This window comes from Pantoea rwandensis (genome assembly GCF_002095475.1).
Lineage (GTDB): Bacteria > Pseudomonadota > Gammaproteobacteria > Enterobacterales > Enterobacteriaceae > Pantoea > Pantoea rwandensis.
This window is the reverse complement of record NZ_MLFR01000007.1, coordinates 84,182-102,774: the sequence shown is the minus strand read 5'-3', so window position 1 is coordinate 102,774 and position 18,593 is coordinate 84,182. Positions and strand designations below refer to the sequence as shown.

Here is an 18,593-nt window from a genome sequence, read left to right as displayed (position 1 = left end):
TCATATTTCCAGCTGCAGATGCATTGGCTGCGTTCATTCACCCCAGTCACTTACTGGAGTAAGCTCCTGGGGATTCATGCCCTTGCCGCCTTTCTGCACCTGGAACTATTTAGGGTAGGTGGCAATGAATGTTCAGAAAAAAAGTGCGCTTTTCTGCTACGCTGCCGCCCGACACTGATGATAATAAATGGGGATTACAATGCGGATTAACCTCTTGCTCGGACTGGCGGTAGGGACTTTACTGCTGGCGGGCTGCAGCAGCTCCAATCAACTGAGTTCTGGCGGACAGCGTGTCACCTTCGTTGACCAGCAGCCTGGAAGCCAATGTCAGCTGCTGGGCAATGTCACTGGCTCACAGAGCAACTGGATGAGCGGATCAGGCGGTGAAGGCAGTTCGCTGCGTGGTGCAGCCAACGACCTGCGTAACCGTGCGGCAGACATGGGCGGCAACGTGATTTACGGTGCAACCAGCCCAACGCAGAATCTGCTGTCGGCTTTCGCACCGCTTGATAGCAAAATGTCAGGTCAGGTGTATAAGTGCCCGTAATGGCGCTGAGTGCATATAAAAAAAGCCGCTGATGCGGCTTTTTTTGTGGGCGCAATTTCTCGCGCGGTGGTTATTCCTGACGCAGCTGCAAGTCCAGCGGCGTTTTGCTTGGCTCTCCGCCAATCTCGCGCGCCAATTTCGGCACCATATAGCCTGAAACCATGGTCAACAATTGGCGAACCAGCGCCCGCGCTTCCTCGTCGGGAACAAAGAAATGCGCAGCACCTTGCACTTTATCCAGCACATGCAGGTAATAGGGCAGAATACCCGCGTCGAAAAGCGCATTGCTGAGGTTGGCCAGCGCTTGAGCATCATCATTGATACCCCGCAGCAGCACGCTCTGATTGAGTAAGGTCACGCCTGCACGCTTGAGCATCTGCATGCCGTAACACAGCTCATCGTCGATCTCCTGGGCATGGTTAATATGGCTCACCATCAGCACTTGCAGGCGCGTCTCCGCCAGAATCTGGCATAAGCCTTCAGTGATACGTGCCGGGATCACCACCGGCAAACGGCTGTGAATACGCAGGCGTTTCAGGTGTGGGATTTTTTCCAGTGCACTAACCAGCCACGCTAACTCATGATCTTTAGCCATCAGCGGATCGCCACCGGAGAGGATGATCTCATCCAGTTCCGGGTGCTCTGCGATGTAATCAATCGCGACTTGCCAGCTGCGTTTGTTGCCTGGGTTATCCTGATAAGGAAAATGGCGACGGAAGCAGTAACGGCAGTTGACGGCGCAGCCGCCTTTCACCAACAGCAGCGCACGGTTTTTATACTTATGCAGCAGGCCCGGCACCACGCTGCTCTGTTCATCGAGCGGATCGGTGCTGTAGCCCGGTGCATCGGTGAATTCCTGGCGGCTGGTGAGCACTTGCAGCAAAAGTGGGTCCGATGCATCACCTTTTACCATGCGCGCGATGAAAGAACGTGGCACGCGTAGGGCAAAAAGACGCCGTGCATCCGCTCCTTGAGCCAGTTCAGCGTGCTGTTCAAGGGCTAAAATTCGCAGTAATTCATCAGGTTCGGTGACAACATCAGCAAGTTGCTGCAACCAATCTTCTCTGATGGGGGTTTTTAGGGTTACAATGTTTGCCATTTTTTTGGCTTAGTACCAGTATCAATTTTCGTAGAGGGCCTTCATGGCGACTTATTCTAGCAACGATTTCCGTCCCGGTCTTAAAATCATGTTCGAAGGCGAACCTTATGCCATCGAATCCAGTGAGTTCGTTAAACCAGGTAAAGGCCAGGCATTTGCGCGTGTTAAAATGCGTCGCCTGCTGACCGGTTCTCGCGTTGAAAAAACTTTCAAATCAACTGACTCTGCCGAAGGCGCAGACGTTCGTGATATGACGCTGCAGTACTCTTATAACGACGGCGACTTCTTCTACTTCATGCACCCAGAGTCTTTCGAACAGTATCAGATCGAATCTAAAGTGCTGGACGAAGTGCAGAAATGGCTGCAGGATAACGCGGACTGTATCGTTACCCTGTGGAACGACAAAGCCATCGCGGTTCAGCCACCGAACTTTATCGAAGCTGAAGTCACCGAAACTGACCCAGGCCTTAAAGGTGATACTGCTGGTACCGGCGGCAAGCCAGCGACCCTGTCTACTGGCGCAGTGATCAAAGTGCCACTGTTCGTGCAGATTGGCGAAGTGGTTAAAGTTGACACCCGCTCTGGCGAATACGTTTCTCGCGTAAAATAATTGCCAAATCAGGCGCATCAATCGATGCGCCTTTTTATCTGAGTTCAGAATAATGAAAAAGATAGCGAAATTGGCTGTTTTTGCGTTGCTGGTCTCTTCTGCTTTAAGTGCCTGCAACACCTTTCACGGCTTTGGTGAAGACGTCTCCCATTTGGGCGGTGCCATTTCACGCGCAGCTGACAAATAAATTGCGACGACATCGCCTTTTCTCAGCGGCTTAGCCAGCAGGGTTGTGTAGAAGGTCTATGCTTGAAAGGCTGTACTTTTACTGCAACCAACAAGGATATGGCTATGTTAAAGAAAAGTATTGTCGCGATTCTTTCTGTACTGGTGCTTTCTTCTGTTTTGACCGCCTGCAACACCACCCGTGGTGTTGGCGAGGACGTTCAGGCGGGCGGCAAAGCGATTCAGCGCAGCGCACAGTGATCAAAAACCGGTGCGAAACCTGGTTTCGTACCGGATTTATTGTTGTGATCCCCGCACCTCTATTTGAAAAATCACCAACACCGCCCTCGATCCCGTTGCGCCGTTGTTTGCCGTAGCCAATACGGGTAGACTTCTTCCCCTTATCTGTATACGGAGTCACCAACATGAGCGAAACGGCAAGCTGGCAGCCGAGCGCACCCATTGCCAATTTGTTGAAACGCGCCGCTATTCTAGCGGAAATTCGTCGTTTCTTTGCCGATCGCGGCGTGCTTGAGGTCGATACCCCGGCGATGAGCCAGGCGACCATCACGGATATCCATCTGGTGCCATTCCAGACGCGCTTCGTTGGTCCTGGTGCCTCAGAAGGACGCGATCTATGGTTAATGACCAGCCCGGAATACCATATGAAGCGCCTGTTGGCGGCGGGCAGTGGCCCGATCTACCAAATGAGTCGTTGCTTCCGCAATGAAGAAGCAGGGCGTCACCATAACCCTGAATTCACCATGCTGGAGTGGTACCGCCCACATTACGACATGTATCGTCTGATGAATGAGGTCGATGACCTGATGCAACAGGTGCTGGAGTGCGATAGTGCAGAGTCATTGTCGTATCAGCAGGCGTTTATTCGTCACCTGGAGTTGGACCCTTTGTCAGCGGATAAAGCGCAGCTGCGTGAGGCTGCCGCCAAACTGGGTGAAAGCGAACTGGCTAATCGTGAAGAAGACCGTGATACGCTGCTGCAGCTGCTGTTTATGCTGGGTGTAGAACCGAAGATTGGTAACGATAAGCCGTGCTTCGTTTATCACTTCCCAGCAAGCCAGGCGGCGCTGGCGGAGATCAGCACCGAGGACCATCGCGTTGCTGAGCGCTTTGAGGTGTATTACAAAGGTGTCGAGCTGGCGAATGGGTTCCGTGAGCTAACTGATAGCCGTGAACAGCGCCAGCGTTTTGAACAGGATAATCGCCGCCGTGCGGCTCGTGGCTTGCCACAGCACCCGATTGACACCTATTTGCTGGATGCGCTGTCACACGGCATGCCGGCCTGTTCAGGTGTGGCGCTGGGGGTTGATCGTTTGATTATGCTGGCGTTGAAAGCGGATGCATTGAGTGAAGTGATTGCCTTCCCGGTGGATCGCAGCTGATTGCTCCGGTCGAAACAGTCGATAGCGGCGCGATTTATGACGTGAATCGCGCCGCTATCCGTTAATCGACTACTGTGATGTCGTCGGCGCTGCCGCTTGGGCTTCAGGGAATTCCTGGATAGTGACAGGCAACATCATCTTCTGTTCGTTACGTAATACCTGTACCTGAATCACAGAACCTGGGCGTATTTCTGCCACTTGGTCCATAGTTTCTTGTGCCGACAGCGCAGGTTTACCATTCACCTGCAACAGTACATCATTTGCCTGAATACCCGCTTTGTCAGCTGGGCCGCCAGATGCAACCTCACTAACAATAATGCCCTGCACGCGATCAAGATTACTGCCCTGACCATGCAGTGGCGGCAACTCACGCCCGGTAATGCCAATATAGCCACGAATGACCCGGCCATCACGAATCAATTTATCCATGATTTTGGTTGCCAGCGCGGTCGGAATCGCAAAGCCAATCCCTTCTGGCGTTTCGCCATCATTGCTTTTATCAAACGTCAGGGTGTTGATGCCCATGAGTTCACCGAGCGAGTTAATCAATGCGCCACCCGAGTTGCCCTGATTGATGGAGGCATCGGTTTGCAGGAAGTTCTGCCTGCCCGAAGAACTTAGGCCAACACGTCCGGTGGCGCTGATAATGCCCTGCGTAACGGTTTGCCCCAGATTGTAAGGGTTGCCAATCGCCATCACGACATCACCAATGTGGGCGATGCGTTTAGCGTTGATAGGGATCACGGGCAGGTTGGTGGCACTGATTTTTAGCACGGCAAGATCTGTCATGGCATCTGAACCCACTAAAGTGGCTTCGAAGAAACGACCATCCTGCAACGCGACGATAATCTGATCGGCGTTGTTGATAACATGCTTATTGGTGAGGATGTAGCCTTTCACGTTCATGATCACGCCAGAGCCCAGCGTGGTGATGCCGCGATTGTTGTTGCCATGGGCGCTGCGGTTATAAACGTTAACGACTGCAGGCACAGCACGACGCACCCCCTGATTGAAACTCACGGGTGACTCATTATCGCTGTCATCATGATCAAAGGTGACGTTACTGCCCATACGCAGCGCAGGGATCGCAACAAGCAGCAAGCCCGCTACGATCAAGCCCATCACCACAGAACGCAAAAGTTTAAGAAACATGGTGTTATTTCAGGAAAGGTGGGATCGCAGGGCAGAATAACATGAGAAAGGCGGACAAACACCTGCTTGTCCGCCAGTTGCGAGGATTATCGCATAAGCAGGTAAATGCTCTCGTCGCCTCGCATAACATTCAGTGCCAGCACCGGCGGCTTACTTTCCAACGCTTTGCGCATTTCAGCCAGCGAGGTTACGCGATCGCGGTTCACACCGACAATCACATCATCTTTCTGCAAGCCAGCTTGCTCAGCCGGGGTGCCTTTTTCGATGGCATCGACTTTCACGCCTTTATCGCCGCTCTTAGCCGCGCCATCGCTCAGCGTTGCACCTTGCAACGCCGGTGACATCAACTGAGCACTCGCAGTGGTCTGCGCGCTCTGTTCCAGCGTCACGGTGACGGTAACCGGTTTACCTTCACGCAGCAGACCAATTTTAACCTGCTGACCCGGCGGTGTGGTGCCGACTTTCACGCGCAGCTCAGCAAAGCTGGTGATCGCTTTGTCGTTAATTGAGGTGATGATATCACCCGCTTTAATGCCCGCTTTCTGCGCTGCCGAGTTAGGCAGTACTTCAGAAACAAAGGCCCCGCGCTGCGCGTCGACATTGAACGCTTTTGCAATGTCGGCCGTCATTTCCGTGCCTTTGATGCCAAGCTGCCCGCGTTTCACTTCACCAGACTGAATCAGCTGCTGTGCGAGATTGATGGCCATGTTGCTAGGAATCGCAAAGCCGATACCGATGTTGCCACCGCTAGACGCCAGAATCGCGGTGTTAATGCCAATCAGCTCACCGTTCAGGTTCACTAACGCACCACCGGAGTTTCCGCGGTTAATGGCTGCATCGGTTTGAATAAAGTTTTCCAGACCTTCCAGATTTAAGCCGCTCCGGCCGAGTGCCGAAATAATCCCCGACGTTGCGGTTTGGCCCAGACCAAATGGGTTGCCGATTGCAACGGCAAAATCACCGACTTTGAGTGAGTCAGAATCGGCGATTTTTATCTGCGTCAGGTTTTTTGCCCCTTCTACCTGAATCAGGGCGATATCGGTTTGCTCATCGTGACCAATCAGTTTGGCATCATATTCATTGCCATCACTGAGCTGAACGCTAATTTTGTCAGCGCCATTCACCACATGATTATTAGTGAGTACATAGCCTTTGGCGGCATCAATGATCACGCCTGAGCCCAAACCTTCAAACGGCTGCGGTTGGGATTGTCCCGGTGCCTGGCCGAAGAAGCGTTTCAGTGGCTCAGGAATATCCTGCGCTTGCTGACCGCTGTCGGTGCCCTCTACATGCACGCTGACCACTGCGGGCAGCACTTTTTCCAGCATCGGTGCCAGACTCGGCAGCGCTTGTCCCTGAACCTGTGCGGGCAACGTAGCCAGTGCGCCTGGCGCGGCGGCCAAACTCATTCCAATGCTCAAGGCTAATGCGCTTAACAGTCTTGCTTGTTTTTTCATTGCCAACGCTCTCGCTGCGAAAGGGGGATAAAAAGTGTGACAGTCGTTTGGAGTAACGGTTCGAAAACAAAAAGGGCACAGCTCAGCTGTGCCCCAAAAGGATTATTTACGCGGCGTGCGATCGCTACCGCGCAGCAGACCAGATGCACCGTCCGAGTAATCACGCGGGATTTGCACCGGTGCCTGATCGTTATCCGCTTCGGCTTCCGTCAGTTGATAAGCAAACGGATTTTTCTCGCCTGGCAGATTTGGCAGCAGGTCATTCGATCCTTTCGCCATATGCTGATACAGCTGGCGGTAATCATGCGCCATGTTGTCCAGCAGTTCTGCACTGCGAGCAAAGTGGTTGGTCAGCTCTTCGCGATAATCTGCCAGCTCAGCCTTCGATTTTTCCAGTTCATACTGCATGCTACGCTGCTCACGCAGTTTCTTGTTGCCAAAACGCATCACTACCGCGCCGACAATAATGCCAATGACTAATCCAATCAGCCCGTATTCCCAGGTCATAATGACTCCCGTGTAATTTCCGTTGCTTCGTAGGGCATTGCTTCTGTTTCCACTTCAATAGCAGCCACTATACCCAATAATCTAATGGAAGTGGAACTCTCAGGCTGCATCGCTTACTGTAGTGCGGCCTAATTTTCGCCAACCGACCCGTGAATCGGACTTTTTTCAGGGATTCTGAGAGAACCATGCAAACCTCATCTCCGCTTGCCCGCTATGAGCAGGCGCTATCACAGGGCGAGTTTCGCCCGGATGACGTACAACGCGAAGCCATTACCCGCTTAGATGATATCCAGCAAGGATTGATTGCGCGTAAGCCAGTGTCAGAGCCTGCCGCAAAAGGGCTATTTGGCCGTTTATCGAAGCTGATGACCAAAGAGAAAAGCAGCAGTGAGACGCCGGTGCGCGGCCTTTACATGTGGGGCGGTGTCGGGCGCGGTAAAACCTGGGTGATGGATTTGTTTTTTCAGTCTATTCCTGGCGACCGCAAAATGCGCCTGCATTTCCACCGTTTTATGCTGCGCGTCCATGAAGAGTTGACGCAGCTGCAGGGGCACAGCGATCCGTTGCTGATTGTGGCCGATCGCTTTAAAGCGGAAACCGATATTCTTTGTTTCGATGAATTCTTTGTTTCCGATATCACTGACGCGATGCTGCTAGGCACGTTAATGGAGGCGCTGTTCGCACGAGGTATCTCACTGGTGGCGACGTCCAACATCCCGCCGGATGACTTATACCGTAACGGCTTGCAGCGTCCGCGGTTCTTGCCGGCCATTGAGCAGATTAAACGCCATTGTGATGTGATGAACGTGGATGCGGGTATTGATTATCGCCTCCGTACTCTGACCTCTGCGCATCTGTGGAATTTTCCCCTCAACGAGGCCACGCATGCCGAAATGGAGCGTATGTTCCGCGCGCTCTCGGGTAAGCCACGTGAAGATGCCCCAGTGTTGGACATTAACCATCGTGAGATGCCCACGCTGGGTGTGAATGAAGGTGTGCTGGCGATTGATTTCCTCACGCTGTGCGGAACAGGCCGTAGCCAGCATGACTATATTGAATTATCGCGCCGCTTCCACAGCGTGTTGCTGTACGATGTGCCGGTGATGATCTATAAGACCGAAGATCAGGCACGCCGCTTCCTGGCATTGGTGGATGAGTTCTACGAACGCCACGTTAAACTGGTGGTGGCGGCTGAAACCTCACTGTTTGAAATTTATCAGGGCACGCGCCTGAAGTTTGAGTATCAGCGCTGCTTGTCGCGTTTGCAGGAGATGCAGAGCGAAGAGTATTTGCGTCTGCCGCATCTGCCCTGATGACGTGGGCAAAAAACGCAGGATTTCGATGCAAAAAGGTTCGATCTTTGAGTTCGACTTCTCTATAATCTTGCGACCCCACGTTACAGCATCGGTTTTCTTTCCCAAGAACTCGATGTGATCCGGTAACTCACTTGAAGGGGTGGCTTGCTGGGCAAAATGGTCGTGTGAGCCTCAATCGTTTACTTAGCGTTTGGGATTTCACCAACGTGTAACTTTTTATTTGGGTAAGCTTTTCAATGAAAACTTTTACAGCTAAACCAGAAACCGTACAGCGTGACTGGTATGTTGTTGACGCAACTGGCAAAACCTTGGGTCGCCTGGCGACTGAACTGGCGCGCCGTCTGCGTGGTAAGCACAAAGCGGAATACACTCCGCACGTTGATACTGGTGATTACATCATCGTTCTGAACGCAGAAAAAGTTGCTGTAACCGGCAACAAGCGTACAGACAAGATCTATTATCATCACACTGGTTTCGTCGGTGGTATCAAGCAAGCGACCTTTGCAGAGATGATCGAGCGCCGTCCTGAGCGTGTGATTGAAATCGCGGTTAAAGGCATGCTGCCGAAAGGCCCACTGGGTCGTGCTATGTACCGTAAACTGAAAGTTTACGCAGGCAACGAGCACACTCACGCGGCGCAGCAACCGCAAGTTCTTGACATTTAATCGGGATTATAGGCAATGGCTGAAACTCAAAACTACGGCACTGGTCGCCGCAAAAGCTCTGCCGCTCGCGTCTTCATCAAGCCGGGTAGCGGTAACATCGTAATTAACCAGCGCTCACTGGAGCAATACTTCGGTCGCGAGACTGCACGCATGGTCGTGCGTCAGCCTCTGGAACTGGTTGATATGGTTGGTAAATTTGACCTGTACATCACTGTTAAAGGTGGTGGTATTTCTGGTCAGGCTGGTGCGATCCGTCACGGTATCACACGCGCTCTGATGGAATACGACGAGTCTCTGCGTCCTGAACTGCGTAAAGCGGGCTTCGTTACCCGTGACGCACGTGAAGTTGAACGTAAGAAAGTCGGCCTGCGTAAAGCACGTCGTCGTCCGCAGTTCTCTAAGCGTTAATTGTTGCTGCCTTTGGCAGAAACATTTGGCTCAAAAAACCCGCTTCGGCGGGTTTTTTCTTTTCTGTATTCACGATTTCTAACGCTAAAAACGCGAACTTTACCCGCATTTTGTCCGCAAAAGAGTATCCCCGCCCCACAAGCTGCTTAAAATCTGGTAAACTCACTGACACTTTGCGCCCGCAAGCCGGATTGTTATACGCGTTTTCCTGTCAGGATGGCCGGATAATGTGATGAACGCTGGCTGTGTGCGAATCTAATGAGCAGGTGAGTCGCCGCGTGGTTGGCTATTCGCAGTATCTTTTTGTGAACAAACTTGGAGGTTTTCATGGCTGTCGCTGCCAACAAACGTTCGGTAATGACGCTGTTTTCTGGTCCGACTGACATTTTTAGCCATCAAGTACGTATCGTACTGGCTGAAAAGGGCGTCAGCGTGGAGATCGAGCAGGTTGAAACGGATAACCTGCCGCAGGATCTGATTGACCTCAACCCGTATCGTACTGTGCCAACGCTGGTTGACCGTGAACTGACGCTGTATGAATCACGCATCATCATGGAATACCTGGACGAGCGTTTTCCACACCCACCGCTGATGCCAGTTTATCCGGTTGCGCGTGGTGAAAGCCGCCTGATGATGCATCGCATCGAGCAGGATTGGTATACGCTGATGCGTGCTATCGAAACCGGTAACAATGCTGAAGCAGACGCTGCACGCAAGCAACTGCGTGAAGAGCTGTTGGCAATTGCTCCACTGTTCGCTCGCACACCGTTCTTCATGAGCGAAGAGTTCAGCCTGGTCGATTGCTACCTGGCACCGCTGCTGTGGCGTCTGCCGCAAATGGGTGTTGAACTGGTTGGTGCCGGTTCTAAAGAGCTGAAAGGCTATATGACGCGCGTATTTGAACGTGACTCTTTCCTGGCTTCATTAACGGAAGCGGAACGTGAAATGCGCCTGCAAGCCCGGGGCTAATGTATGGAAATGTCGCAACTAACGGCTCGTCGTCCGTATCTGCTGCGTGCGTTTTATGACTGGTTGCTCGACAACCAGTTAACGCCGCATCTGGTGGTCGACATCAATCTGCCTGGTGTGCAAGTGCCGCTGGAGTATGCGCGTGATGGACAGATCGTTCTGAACATTGCGCCACGCGCTGTCGGTAATCTTGACCTCTCCAACGATGAAGTGCGTTTTAATGCGCGCTTCGGTGGCGTGCCACGCCAGGTTTCTGTGCCAATGGCTGCGGTTCTCGCTATCTACGCACGTGAAAACGGCGCAGGTACCATGTTCGAACCGGAACCGGCTTACGAGTTGGCAACGGACGAGCAGGAAGGCCAGGAAGAGACGATGATGTCTGTGATTGATGGCGATCGTCCGGACAATGCGGCTGATAACGATCACTCGCCAGATGATGAACCGCCACCGCGTGGTGGACGTCCCTCACTGCGAGTGGTGAAATAAAGCATGTGAAATAAATCGCATGTAATAAAAACGGGCCAATTGGCCCGTTTTTTTATGGATGCATCTTAGTAGACGTCACGCAGGTAGCGCTTATCTTTCTTCAACTGGTCGATGTAAGCTGCTGCACGTTCACTGGAGAGGCCACCGAACTGACGGACTACTTCATACAGCGCAGAGTCGACATCCTTCGCCATGCGAGAGGCATCACCACAGACGTAGAAGTAAGCACCTTCCTGAAGCCATGCATACAGCTCAGCGCCTTTCTCCAGCATACGGTTCTGCACATAAATCTTCTCTTCCTGGTCACGTGAGAATGCCAGGTCAAGCTGCGTCAGCAGGCCGCTTTGCTGCCAGCCAGACAGCTCATCTTCGTAGATGTAATCATGTTCCTGATGCTGATCGCCAAAGAACAGCCAGTTTTTACCTTCAGCGCCCGTTGACTGACGTTCCTGCAGGAAAGCACGAAACGGTGCAATACCGGTTCCTGGACCAACCATGATTAGCGGAGCATTGCCGTTAGCCGGCACGCGGAACGCTTTGTTCGGAGAAATAAAGATCGCGGGCTTCTCGCCACGTCGTACGCGTTCCGCCAGATAGGTCGAGCACACGCCTTTACGCTCACGGCCACCGCTGTGGTAGCGCACGGAAGCAATCGTCAGGTGCACCTGATTTGGATGCGTTTTGGAGCTGGAGGAGATGGAGTACGCACGATGTTGCAGCGGGCGCAGCATCGCCACAAACTCAGGCACAGACAGATTGCGCTTCAGCTCAAGCTGTAGCAGATCCAGTGTGTCTTTGCCCCACAGCCAGTTAGCCAGGGTGTCTTTATCGTCGTGTTGCAACACGTGCAGCAGTTCCTGGTTGGCAGTGTGCTGGCCAACCCACTCAATCAGCTTGCGCGATGGCTCGGAGATCTCGAACTGATAGGTCAGCAGATCGCCGAGGTTACGATCAAAACTTGGCACCGGGGTTTCATAGTCCGCTTTCAGCTCGCTCAGCAGCAGGCTGACCAGCTCAGCATCGTTCACTGGGATAACACCCAGCGCATCACCGGCTTCATACTTTAGGCCGCTGTCGGTCAAATCGAATTCGAAGTGACGGATATCTTTCGCCGAGGATTCGCCTGACAGACGTTTATTGGTTGCCAACGCCGCCGCGTAAGGGTTTTGCTTGTTGCTACCAGGGATGACAGGGGCTTCTGGCGCGCTCTCTAATACGGTACCGCTGCTGCCGGCACTGGCGGCAAACTGTGGCATCGCATCGCCAATCCAGACACTGGAAGGTTCTTCAAAGTCGATGTCGCAATCGATACGGTCAAAGACGCGCTTAGCGCCCAGCTGTTCCAGACGCATATCGAAGAATTTACCCGCCTGGCAGAAGCCGTCGTAACCGGTATCGCCAATCGCCAGGATGGCAAAGTGCATCTGCTCCAGGCGTGGTGCGGTGCTGGCAGAGAGTGCCTGCCAGAACAGCTGGGCGTTGTCCGGCATTTCGCCTTCACCATAGGTGGAGGTGACAATCAGCACATGACGCATGGTCGCGAACACGTCCAGGTCCACTTCGCCCAATGCCTGAACCACTGGCACCAGACCTTTGGCACGTGCGGCTTTAGCGGCCGTTTGTGCCAGCGCTTCTGCGTTGCCGGTTTGTGAACCGAACAGAATGTGCAGCTGGGTATTGGTGCTGCCACCGGCTGCAGGTGCCGTCTGCTTATCTTCTAATACCAGCAGGCGCGAGTGGAGACCGGCGAGAAAACCCGCCAGCCAGTATTTCTGTTCGCCGTTAAAGGGCGCATCTTCAGGAATGTAAGGAATCTTCATGGATATCTGTACTCAAACCCGTTTCGTGATGTTCAGTCAATATACACACATTCATTGGTGCTGCTATCAGGAAAGTTTCCCGACAGCAGCGGCGATTTCTGGCAATGCAGCACGCGCAAACAGCTCTTCGAAATCAGGTAGATGGCCGAGCACCTCGCGGTTACGGGCATCCTGATAAATGATCCAGCCATAGGTTGCCAGGCTGTCCATCGAGCGAATGTTGCGTTGCGTCAGTGCCGCTTTGTAATCGGACATACGTTTTGCCGCGATCAGGCTGGCCAATTCGTCATCGCTGTAGCTTTCAATCGCTGAGCGGGCATGACGTTGCAGCTTGCTCACCAGCGCGAAGTCTTCCGTCATCAGCAAATTGCGTACCGCTTTCTCAACCGCAGGGTCTTCAACGGCAGTGCCTTTTGGCAGTTTGCCGAGCGCAAGCTGCTGCGCAAAGCTCAGTACGGTGTAGTTGTTCAGCAGAACGAACATCTCTAGCGTATCTGTCGCACCGTAAGCCGGTACTGCACCATTGGCGATGGTTTTGCCGGTGCGCCATGCTGCTTTGAATTTGGCAACCTGATGCGCAGCCAGTGATGTTGACAGTTCTTCCAGCAAATCCTTGCGTGATTTCGCTTTCAGAATCTCGCCGCCGTCTTGATACAGCAGCAGCGAACGCGGCATCACGTAGACAAAGTGGTGGCATTCGGTTTCCCAATTCTCCAGCAGCCAGGCTGCACGCGGCGAGTTGGTGGCTTCCAGATGCCAGTTCAGCATGCTCAACACCGCTTGCTTGTGAACCTGCGCCAATTCATCTTCATCGGCGATAGAACCGAACAGCACGGAATCACCCGCTGCGTGTCCTGCCAGTGCGCCGTACGGGTCATACTGGTAAGCGAAACCACCGCTCATGCCATTGCCGAAACCTTTACCGAAGGTACCGAGGTTGAGAATCGCACCGTTAGTCATGTATTCGCAGCAGAAATCGCCGACACCTTCCACAACAGCCGTTGCGCCGGAGTTACGAACCGCGAAACGGTCGCCCGCCTGGCCCTGTACAAACAAACGGCCACCGGTCGCACCAAACAGCGCGAAGTTACCGATCAGTACGTTGCCGTCGCTGTCTTGTGCGCCGCCGCCCGGTGACATGACCACCAGTTCGCCACCGCATTGACCTTTGCCCACACCGTCGTTACAGGTGCCGTAGTGCTTCATCTGCATACCATCGTTACAGAAGGCACCGAATGACTGGCCGGCAGAACCGCTGGTATGGATATTCACGGTGCGTGGTGCCAGGTAATGGCGACCGCGATCGTCTTTAAATACCGCCGGCAATGCAGCACGTTGTTCAGCAGAGAGTTCGTGGTTGAGCATACGCTCGATGTCGATGGCTAATTGGCCGCCCACGCTCTTGTTACGGTTGTTCAGGGTAATGCCTGCGCCGAGGGCGATATCGCGACTCGCCTGGTTGATCAACTGCGTTTTCAGCTCATCAACCCAGCCGTTATCCAGTTCGAAATCTTTCTCCAGATAGACAGGCTTAGCGATCTTTTGCTCTGGTACTACGGTCAACATCGCACGCAGATCCAGCTTGCCGACTTCCAGTGGGTGATCCATCAAATGCAGCAGGTCAGAACGGCCACGTGCTTCGCGCAGTGAACGCAGGCCGAGACGCGCCAGGAATTCACGCACTTCTTGTGCCACGTTAACGAAGTACTGCGCCAGCTGACGCGGATCGCCATCAAAGGCTTCGGCGTTGGTAGTTAAACCGGCCGGGCATTTAACGTTACAGTTTTTCGCCATCACGCATTTCAGCATCATCAGCGCGGTGGTGCCGAACTCGAAGCTATCGCCACCGAGCAGGGCGGATTTGATCACGTCGCTACCGGTTTGCTGCGCGCCAGAGCAACGCAGCTGAACTTTGTCACGCAGACCGTTGGCACACAGTGCCTGGTGTACTTCAGCGATGCCAATCTCTGCAACGCGACCGGTGTATTTCAAGCTGGTGACGGAAGCTGCACCGGTACCACCGGTGTTACCTGCCACGTTGATGACGTCTGCACCGGCTTTTGCTACGCCAACTGCGATGGTGCCGATGCCTTCAGAAGACACCAGTTTCACGATGACGCGCACGCGTGCGGCTTTACAGTCGTGGATTAGCTGCGCCAAATCCTCGATGGAGTAAGTGTCGTGGTGCGGCGGTGGAGATACCAGTTCAACGCCTGGCGTACCGCCACGCGCTGCGGCGATCTCAACGGTCACTTTCGGTGCCGGCAATTGTCCGCCTTCACCTGGCTTCGCGCCCTGACCGATTTTGATTTCCAGCTCTTCCAGCATCGGGTCGGCCAGATAAGCCGCCCAGACGCCGAAACGACCGGATGCCAGCTGCTTGATGCGTGAGGCACGGATGGTGCCATGACGGGAATAGTGCTCGCCACCTTCACCACAGTTACTCATGCCGCCAACCATGTTGGTGCCGTGCGCCACGGCTTCGTGTGCTGGGGCAACCAAGGCGCCGTGACTCATCGCACCCGAAGCGAAGGTACGGGTGATTTCGTGTGCCGGTTGAATCTCGTCCAGCGGCAGCGAAGGCAGGGCGGTAAAGATCAGTGACAGGTAGTCTGCCGCTTTACCGTAAGCGGTGAGATGCAGTACCCCTTCCGCCACATTGCTGCTTTCGATATCGTCGCTGAAACGGGTTTTCAATGCGCGCGCCAAAGCTTCCAGACGCTCATTCTCTGGCTTCAGGCCTGCGATAGAATCAATCAGGCGCAGTTCAAACTGGTTCAGGCTGCCGTTCACGGCTTCACACTTCAGACCGCGGGTGGCGAAGCCGTTATTGACCAGCGAGTAGCGGCCCAGTTTGCGGCCGAATTCAGCTTCGCTATCAACGTGGGTCAAATCGCACGGCAGAGCGAGGATGTCGCGCAGTGCCGCTGGACGACGTTTACGCTCCGCATGCATCAGACTGGAGAACTGACGGTAATCCGGCGTGATCGCCAGCGTATCAATCACCTCGTTCGGGATGCGTTCGAAGCTGCTATCTTTAAAAGCTTCCGCTTTGATATTGAAAGCATTATCCAGTTTGGCCAGCGTCATCAAACGAATAAAGTTGTCCTCTTCGCGCGCTTTATCAGCGAAGCGAATCGGCTGCTCGGTCATGTCGATAAAGGTACGTACGGCAATGGTTCCGTAAGAGTGACCGGCACCTTCCGCACGCTCTTTGAACAGACCTAGCAATGGCACTTCAGCCTCGCCCTGAATTTTCAGCGAGCTCTGATGCCAGTCTGCCGCCATCTGAGCGATAGCCGGGAAGCCCGCGCCGCCCACTGGTGTTTTGATATTCGGGAAATACTTCTTCAGTACCGGATCTTCGGTATCAAGGAAGTTAGGTTCGAAGAACTCACCACAGCTATAGCTCTCTACAGTACAGAGACCCACTTTACCCATGGTTTTCATTAAGGCTTTTTCTGCCGCTTTGGCATAGCGCTTAAAGGCTTTGTTGCCTTCTTCACCTTCGCCAAATTTCTCTTCTGCACGCATCTGCACGCCCAGTGGGTAAACCGCGGACGCGCCGAAGCCCAGAGTGGCAGCAATGTGGTGTGAAGAGATGCTCTGGCCACTTTCGACGACTAAAGAGACATCCAGACGCAGACCTTCCTGCACCAGACGTTGGTTAATCGCTGAAACCATCAGCAGCATCGGGATGGCAGCGTGAGTAGAAGAGATGTGGCGGTCAGTGATGACCGCAATACCGCCTTGCTGGCGCGCAAAATCCACGACCTGCTGAGCCAAATCATCAATGGCGTTTTCCAGCGCTTTGGCGTTGGCCGCACGGCTGACGATGTCCTTACCCACCACTGGCACATACAGCATCTCGAAACGTGCATAAGGCGCTACGGTTTGCTCGCGCAGACGCAGCATATCAAGGTGCGTCAGGATCGGCGTCGGCACGATGACCTGCTGGCCTTTGCTGCGGCCGAGATGCGGCTTCGCACCCAGCGCCACGCGCAGCGTCATGCCGTCCGCTTCACGGATGGAATCCAGTGGCGGGTTGGTGACCTGAGCAAAACGTTGTGAGAAGTAGTGCGCCATGCCGCCTTCGTGGTCAGACAGGCCATTGATGGCGTTGCCGTAACCCATTGCCGAGATCTTCTCAGCGCCGGTTTGCAGCATCGGGTCCATCATAAATTTGAAGCTTTCCTGGTTATAGTAGTACGCCACAAAACGCTGATAGGTTTTGAGGTCGCCACGATAGCGCAGCGGTGAACCCAGTTGCTCTGCCTGAATTTCTGGCAGATCTTGCAGGTCAACACGGGCCGAGCTCAGCAGTGAAAGGTAATCTTTCTCTGCTGCCAGTTTTTCCAGCGCTTCCACCGTGGTGTAAGAGCGTTTTTCTGTGTGATCGTAGTAGAGCATGCCGCCCGCTTCGATACGACCACGACGCAATACGCTTTCCGGTGGGAAAGCAATCTGTCCTGCTTCGGACATCGCACCGATATATTCGGCGGTTTCTACGGAACGCAGCGGACGCAGACCCAGGCGGTCAAGACGCGCACCGATCACTTCGCCGTTGCCAAAGATTAACGCTGCTGGGCCATCGTTCTTCTCTTCATAAAGAGAGAAGTACTCCAGCATGGCGCGCACTTCATTCGACAGCGAGGTGTCGTTTTCCCACGCTGGCGGCATCATGGAAACCACGGCATTGATCAGGTCGAGGTTATCTTCCATTAAGCGGCTATGGATGCTCTGGTCAAGACGCGAGCTGTCAGATTGTCCTTTTGGACGCACGATTTTCTTGCCGCGCGCCAGCATCAGCGCAGCTTCTGCAATGCGGTTTTTACGGTCGGTGTTCAATTCACCGTTGTGCGCCATCAGGCGGAACGGCTGCGCCATGGTGGTGTGTGGATCGGTGTTGGTTGAGAAGCGGGTATGGAAGAACAGCCCGCGCACCTGATGATCCACATCGGTCAAATCTTTGAAGTAAGGGATAACTTCATTGGAGTTCAGTCGTGCTTTGAATACCTGAGTACGGGAAGAGAGCGACAGCGGATAAAGACCGCCGAATTCGCTTTCTGTAAAGGCACGCGCTTCGATATCCAGCAGCGCACGATAAATGTGGCGCTCGAACTCAAGCTGCTCAGTGACTTCCTGCGGTGCGGCGAAGATCCACTGCACAATCGGCAGTTGGAATTGCAGGGCGGCTGGACGTGTCACGCTGCCGTCCAACGGCATATCGCGTTTCATCAACACAGGGAAGTTATGTGCCGCCAGAGTTTCCTCCACCAGACGCTCTGCGTTCGCGCGCAGCTCAGCATCTTTTGGCACAAAGAAGTTACCCACGCCAAAGCGGCCGGCTTCCAGTGGCTGGCCCGTCACTTTACGGAAGAAGTTTAAAGAAAGGTCGACGTTGACGCCTGCGCCATCGCCCACGCCCTCAGCAGACATGCCGCCACGGTGCGGTACTGTGCATAACGCGCTGTGCGCCATCTGCAGGATCTCATGGGTCTGCTCGCCGTCCTTACGGGTAATAAACCCAACACCACAGCTATCACTTCCTGCTGAGGGATCATACAAACCATAGGGATGAGGTTTTTGAGTGGACATTGAGGGTCTCCTTAAACTGCTTTTGACATTACCTGCATTATTTCAAGCACAGAGCACAGGCTGCGTGCTGTATCAAATTCGTTTTCGCCGCGCTAAACGCGGACGTCGCAATACCGAGCAAAGGCTCTCAAGAGATAAATTTCACGTCCTTGATAAGCTGCTCTTACTTCCGGTCTCTTACGGGAGATAACTTGCATCCAGAGGGAGTTTCTTGCTGCATAGATATGCCGAGACACAGTCCCGACTGGAAAGCATCCAGCGGAATTCCAACTTATCGGGAAAGCGAACTCAGGTCAAATAGCCAGCTTTATTGCGGGTAATGTGCTTTTTTGCAGTTCAACTCTATGATTATGAACAATTTATTACGTAAATAACTGTCAATCTGAGGATT

At 53.6% G+C, this 18,593-nt stretch carries 16 protein-coding genes; 10 read left to right on the top strand and 6 right to left on the bottom strand.

The window, feature by feature from the left end:
- Positions 1-199: 199 nt before the first annotated feature.
- Positions 200-547, top strand: a complete 348-nt coding sequence (locus HA51_RS09750; RefSeq protein WP_084934334.1) for a DUF4156 domain-containing protein — start codon at positions 200-202, stop codon at positions 545-547.
- A gap of 70 nt (positions 548-617) precedes the next feature.
- On the opposite strand, the gene epmB is transcribed toward HA51_RS09750, so the two are convergent.
- Positions 618-1,646: an EF-P beta-lysylation protein EpmB gene (gene epmB / locus HA51_RS09745; protein WP_084934333.1), complete on the bottom strand. Its 1,029-nt coding sequence runs from the start codon at positions 1,644-1,646 to the stop codon at positions 618-620.
- Between the two features lie 43 nt (positions 1,647-1,689).
- Between epmB and efp the strand changes: the two genes are divergently transcribed.
- The 4 genes from efp to epmA all read left to right on the top strand — a co-directional run bounded on the left by efp (position 1,690) and on the right by epmA (position 3,824).
- A complete protein-coding gene (gene efp / locus HA51_RS09740) occupies positions 1,690-2,256 on the top strand; it encodes an elongation factor P (protein WP_084934332.1) in 567 nt (188 codons plus the stop codon).
- Positions 2,257-2,308: 52 nt separating this feature from the next.
- Entirely contained in the window at positions 2,309-2,443 is a 135-nt protein-coding gene (locus HA51_RS09735) for an entericidin A/B family lipoprotein (protein ID WP_084934331.1), read from the top strand.
- Between the two features lie 104 nt (positions 2,444-2,547).
- Positions 2,548-2,682, top strand: coding sequence for an entericidin A/B family lipoprotein (locus HA51_RS09730; protein WP_038649531.1), 135 nt, complete (start codon positions 2,548-2,550; stop codon positions 2,680-2,682).
- A gap of 164 nt (positions 2,683-2,846) precedes the next feature.
- Positions 2,847-3,824 (top strand): elongation factor P--(R)-beta-lysine ligase, encoded by a 978-nt coding sequence (gene epmA / locus HA51_RS09725; protein ID WP_084934330.1) that lies wholly within the window; start codon positions 2,847-2,849, stop codon positions 3,822-3,824.
- 69 nt (positions 3,825-3,893) lie between these two features.
- On the opposite strand, the gene degS is transcribed toward epmA, so the two are convergent.
- From degS to zapG, 3 genes are all read right to left on the bottom strand, one after another.
- On the bottom strand, positions 3,894-4,976 hold the full coding sequence (gene degS / locus HA51_RS09720; protein WP_084934329.1) for an outer membrane-stress sensor serine endopeptidase DegS: 1,083 nt from the start codon (positions 4,974-4,976) through the stop codon (positions 3,894-3,896).
- 86 nt (positions 4,977-5,062) lie between these two features.
- A complete protein-coding gene (degQ, locus tag HA51_RS09715; RefSeq protein ID WP_084934328.1) occupies positions 5,063-6,433 on the bottom strand; it encodes a serine endoprotease DegQ in 1,371 nt (456 codons plus the stop codon).
- Between the two features lie 102 nt (positions 6,434-6,535).
- The gene (gene zapG / locus HA51_RS09710) at positions 6,536-6,940 is read right to left on the bottom strand and encodes a Z-ring associated protein ZapG (protein WP_039327442.1); all 405 of its coding nucleotides are present in this window, start codon (positions 6,938-6,940) and stop codon (positions 6,536-6,538) included.
- A gap of 185 nt (positions 6,941-7,125) precedes the next feature.
- Here zapG and zapE point away from each other — a divergent pair, with 185 nt between their 5' ends.
- The 5 genes from zapE (at position 7,126) to sspB (ending at position 10,784) form a co-directional block, all read left to right on the top strand.
- Positions 7,126-8,253 carry a cell division protein ZapE gene (zapE, locus tag HA51_RS09705; protein WP_084934327.1) on the top strand — a complete coding sequence of 376 codons (1,128 nt, stop codon included), beginning with the start codon at positions 7,126-7,128 and terminating at the stop codon, positions 8,251-8,253.
- A 239-nt stretch (positions 8,254-8,492) separates the two neighbouring features.
- Positions 8,493-8,921 (top strand): 50S ribosomal protein L13, encoded by a 429-nt coding sequence (gene rplM / locus HA51_RS09700; RefSeq protein WP_084934326.1) that lies wholly within the window; start codon positions 8,493-8,495, stop codon positions 8,919-8,921.
- 15 nt (positions 8,922-8,936) lie between these two features.
- The gene (rpsI, locus tag HA51_RS09695) at positions 8,937-9,329 is read left to right on the top strand and encodes a 30S ribosomal protein S9 (protein WP_034826648.1); all 393 of its coding nucleotides are present in this window, start codon (positions 8,937-8,939) and stop codon (positions 9,327-9,329) included.
- Between the two features lie 327 nt (positions 9,330-9,656).
- Positions 9,657-10,298, top strand: coding sequence for a stringent starvation protein SspA (gene sspA, locus HA51_RS09685; RefSeq protein WP_084934324.1), 642 nt, complete (start codon positions 9,657-9,659; stop codon positions 10,296-10,298).
- Positions 10,299-10,301: 3 nt separating this feature from the next.
- Positions 10,302-10,784, top strand: coding sequence for a ClpXP protease specificity-enhancing factor (sspB, locus tag HA51_RS09680; protein ID WP_084934323.1), 483 nt, complete (start codon positions 10,302-10,304; stop codon positions 10,782-10,784).
- 65 nt (positions 10,785-10,849) lie between these two features.
- On the opposite strand, the gene HA51_RS09675 is transcribed toward sspB, so the two are convergent.
- Together HA51_RS09675 and HA51_RS09670 are read right to left on the bottom strand one after the other, a co-directional pair.
- Positions 10,850-12,604, bottom strand: coding sequence for a sulfite reductase subunit alpha (locus HA51_RS09675; RefSeq protein ID WP_084934322.1), 1,755 nt, complete (start codon positions 12,602-12,604; stop codon positions 10,850-10,852).
- A 66-nt stretch (positions 12,605-12,670) separates the two neighbouring features.
- On the bottom strand, positions 12,671-18,202 hold the full coding sequence (locus HA51_RS09670) for a glutamate synthase-related protein (protein ID WP_084934321.1): 5,532 nt from the start codon (positions 18,200-18,202) through the stop codon (positions 12,671-12,673).
- Positions 18,203-18,593 lie beyond the last annotated feature (391 nt).

What these genes read in the sequence shown, in the direction of transcription:
- rplM (WP_084934326.1), top strand. Translation starts at nt 8,493, where the DNA reads ATGAAAACTTTTACAGCTAAACCAGAAACCGTACAGCGTGACTGGTAT.
- sspB (WP_084934323.1), top strand. Translation starts at nt 10,302, where the DNA reads ATGGAAATGTCGCAACTAACGGCTCGTCGTCCGTATCTGCTGCGTGCG.
- zapG (WP_039327442.1), bottom strand. Translation starts at nt 6,940, where the DNA reads ATGACCTGGGAATACGGGCTGATTGGATTAGTCATTGGCATTATTGTC.
- efp (WP_084934332.1), top strand. Translation starts at nt 1,690, where the DNA reads ATGGCGACTTATTCTAGCAACGATTTCCGTCCCGGTCTTAAAATCATG.
- zapE (WP_084934327.1), top strand. Translation starts at nt 7,126, where the DNA reads ATGCAAACCTCATCTCCGCTTGCCCGCTATGAGCAGGCGCTATCACAG.
- degQ (WP_084934328.1), bottom strand. Translation starts at nt 6,433, where the DNA reads ATGAAAAAACAAGCAAGACTGTTAAGCGCATTAGCCTTGAGCATTGGA.
- rpsI (WP_034826648.1), top strand. Translation starts at nt 8,937, where the DNA reads ATGGCTGAAACTCAAAACTACGGCACTGGTCGCCGCAAAAGCTCTGCC.
- sspA (WP_084934324.1), top strand. Translation starts at nt 9,657, where the DNA reads ATGGCTGTCGCTGCCAACAAACGTTCGGTAATGACGCTGTTTTCTGGT.
- HA51_RS09735 (WP_084934331.1), top strand. Translation starts at nt 2,309, where the DNA reads ATGAAAAAGATAGCGAAATTGGCTGTTTTTGCGTTGCTGGTCTCTTCT.
- HA51_RS09730 (WP_038649531.1), top strand. Translation starts at nt 2,548, where the DNA reads ATGTTAAAGAAAAGTATTGTCGCGATTCTTTCTGTACTGGTGCTTTCT.
- HA51_RS09750 (WP_084934334.1), top strand. Translation starts at nt 200, where the DNA reads ATGCGGATTAACCTCTTGCTCGGACTGGCGGTAGGGACTTTACTGCTG.
- HA51_RS09675 (WP_084934322.1), bottom strand. Translation starts at nt 12,604, where the DNA reads ATGAAGATTCCTTACATTCCTGAAGATGCGCCCTTTAACGGCGAACAG.
- degS (WP_084934329.1), bottom strand. Translation starts at nt 4,976, where the DNA reads ATGTTTCTTAAACTTTTGCGTTCTGTGGTGATGGGCTTGATCGTAGCG.
- HA51_RS09670 (WP_084934321.1), bottom strand. Translation starts at nt 18,202, where the DNA reads ATGTCCACTCAAAAACCTCATCCCTATGGTTTGTATGATCCCTCAGCA.
- epmB (WP_084934333.1), bottom strand. Translation starts at nt 1,646, where the DNA reads ATGGCAAACATTGTAACCCTAAAAACCCCCATCAGAGAAGATTGGTTG.
- epmA (WP_084934330.1), top strand. Translation starts at nt 2,847, where the DNA reads ATGAGCGAAACGGCAAGCTGGCAGCCGAGCGCACCCATTGCCAATTTG.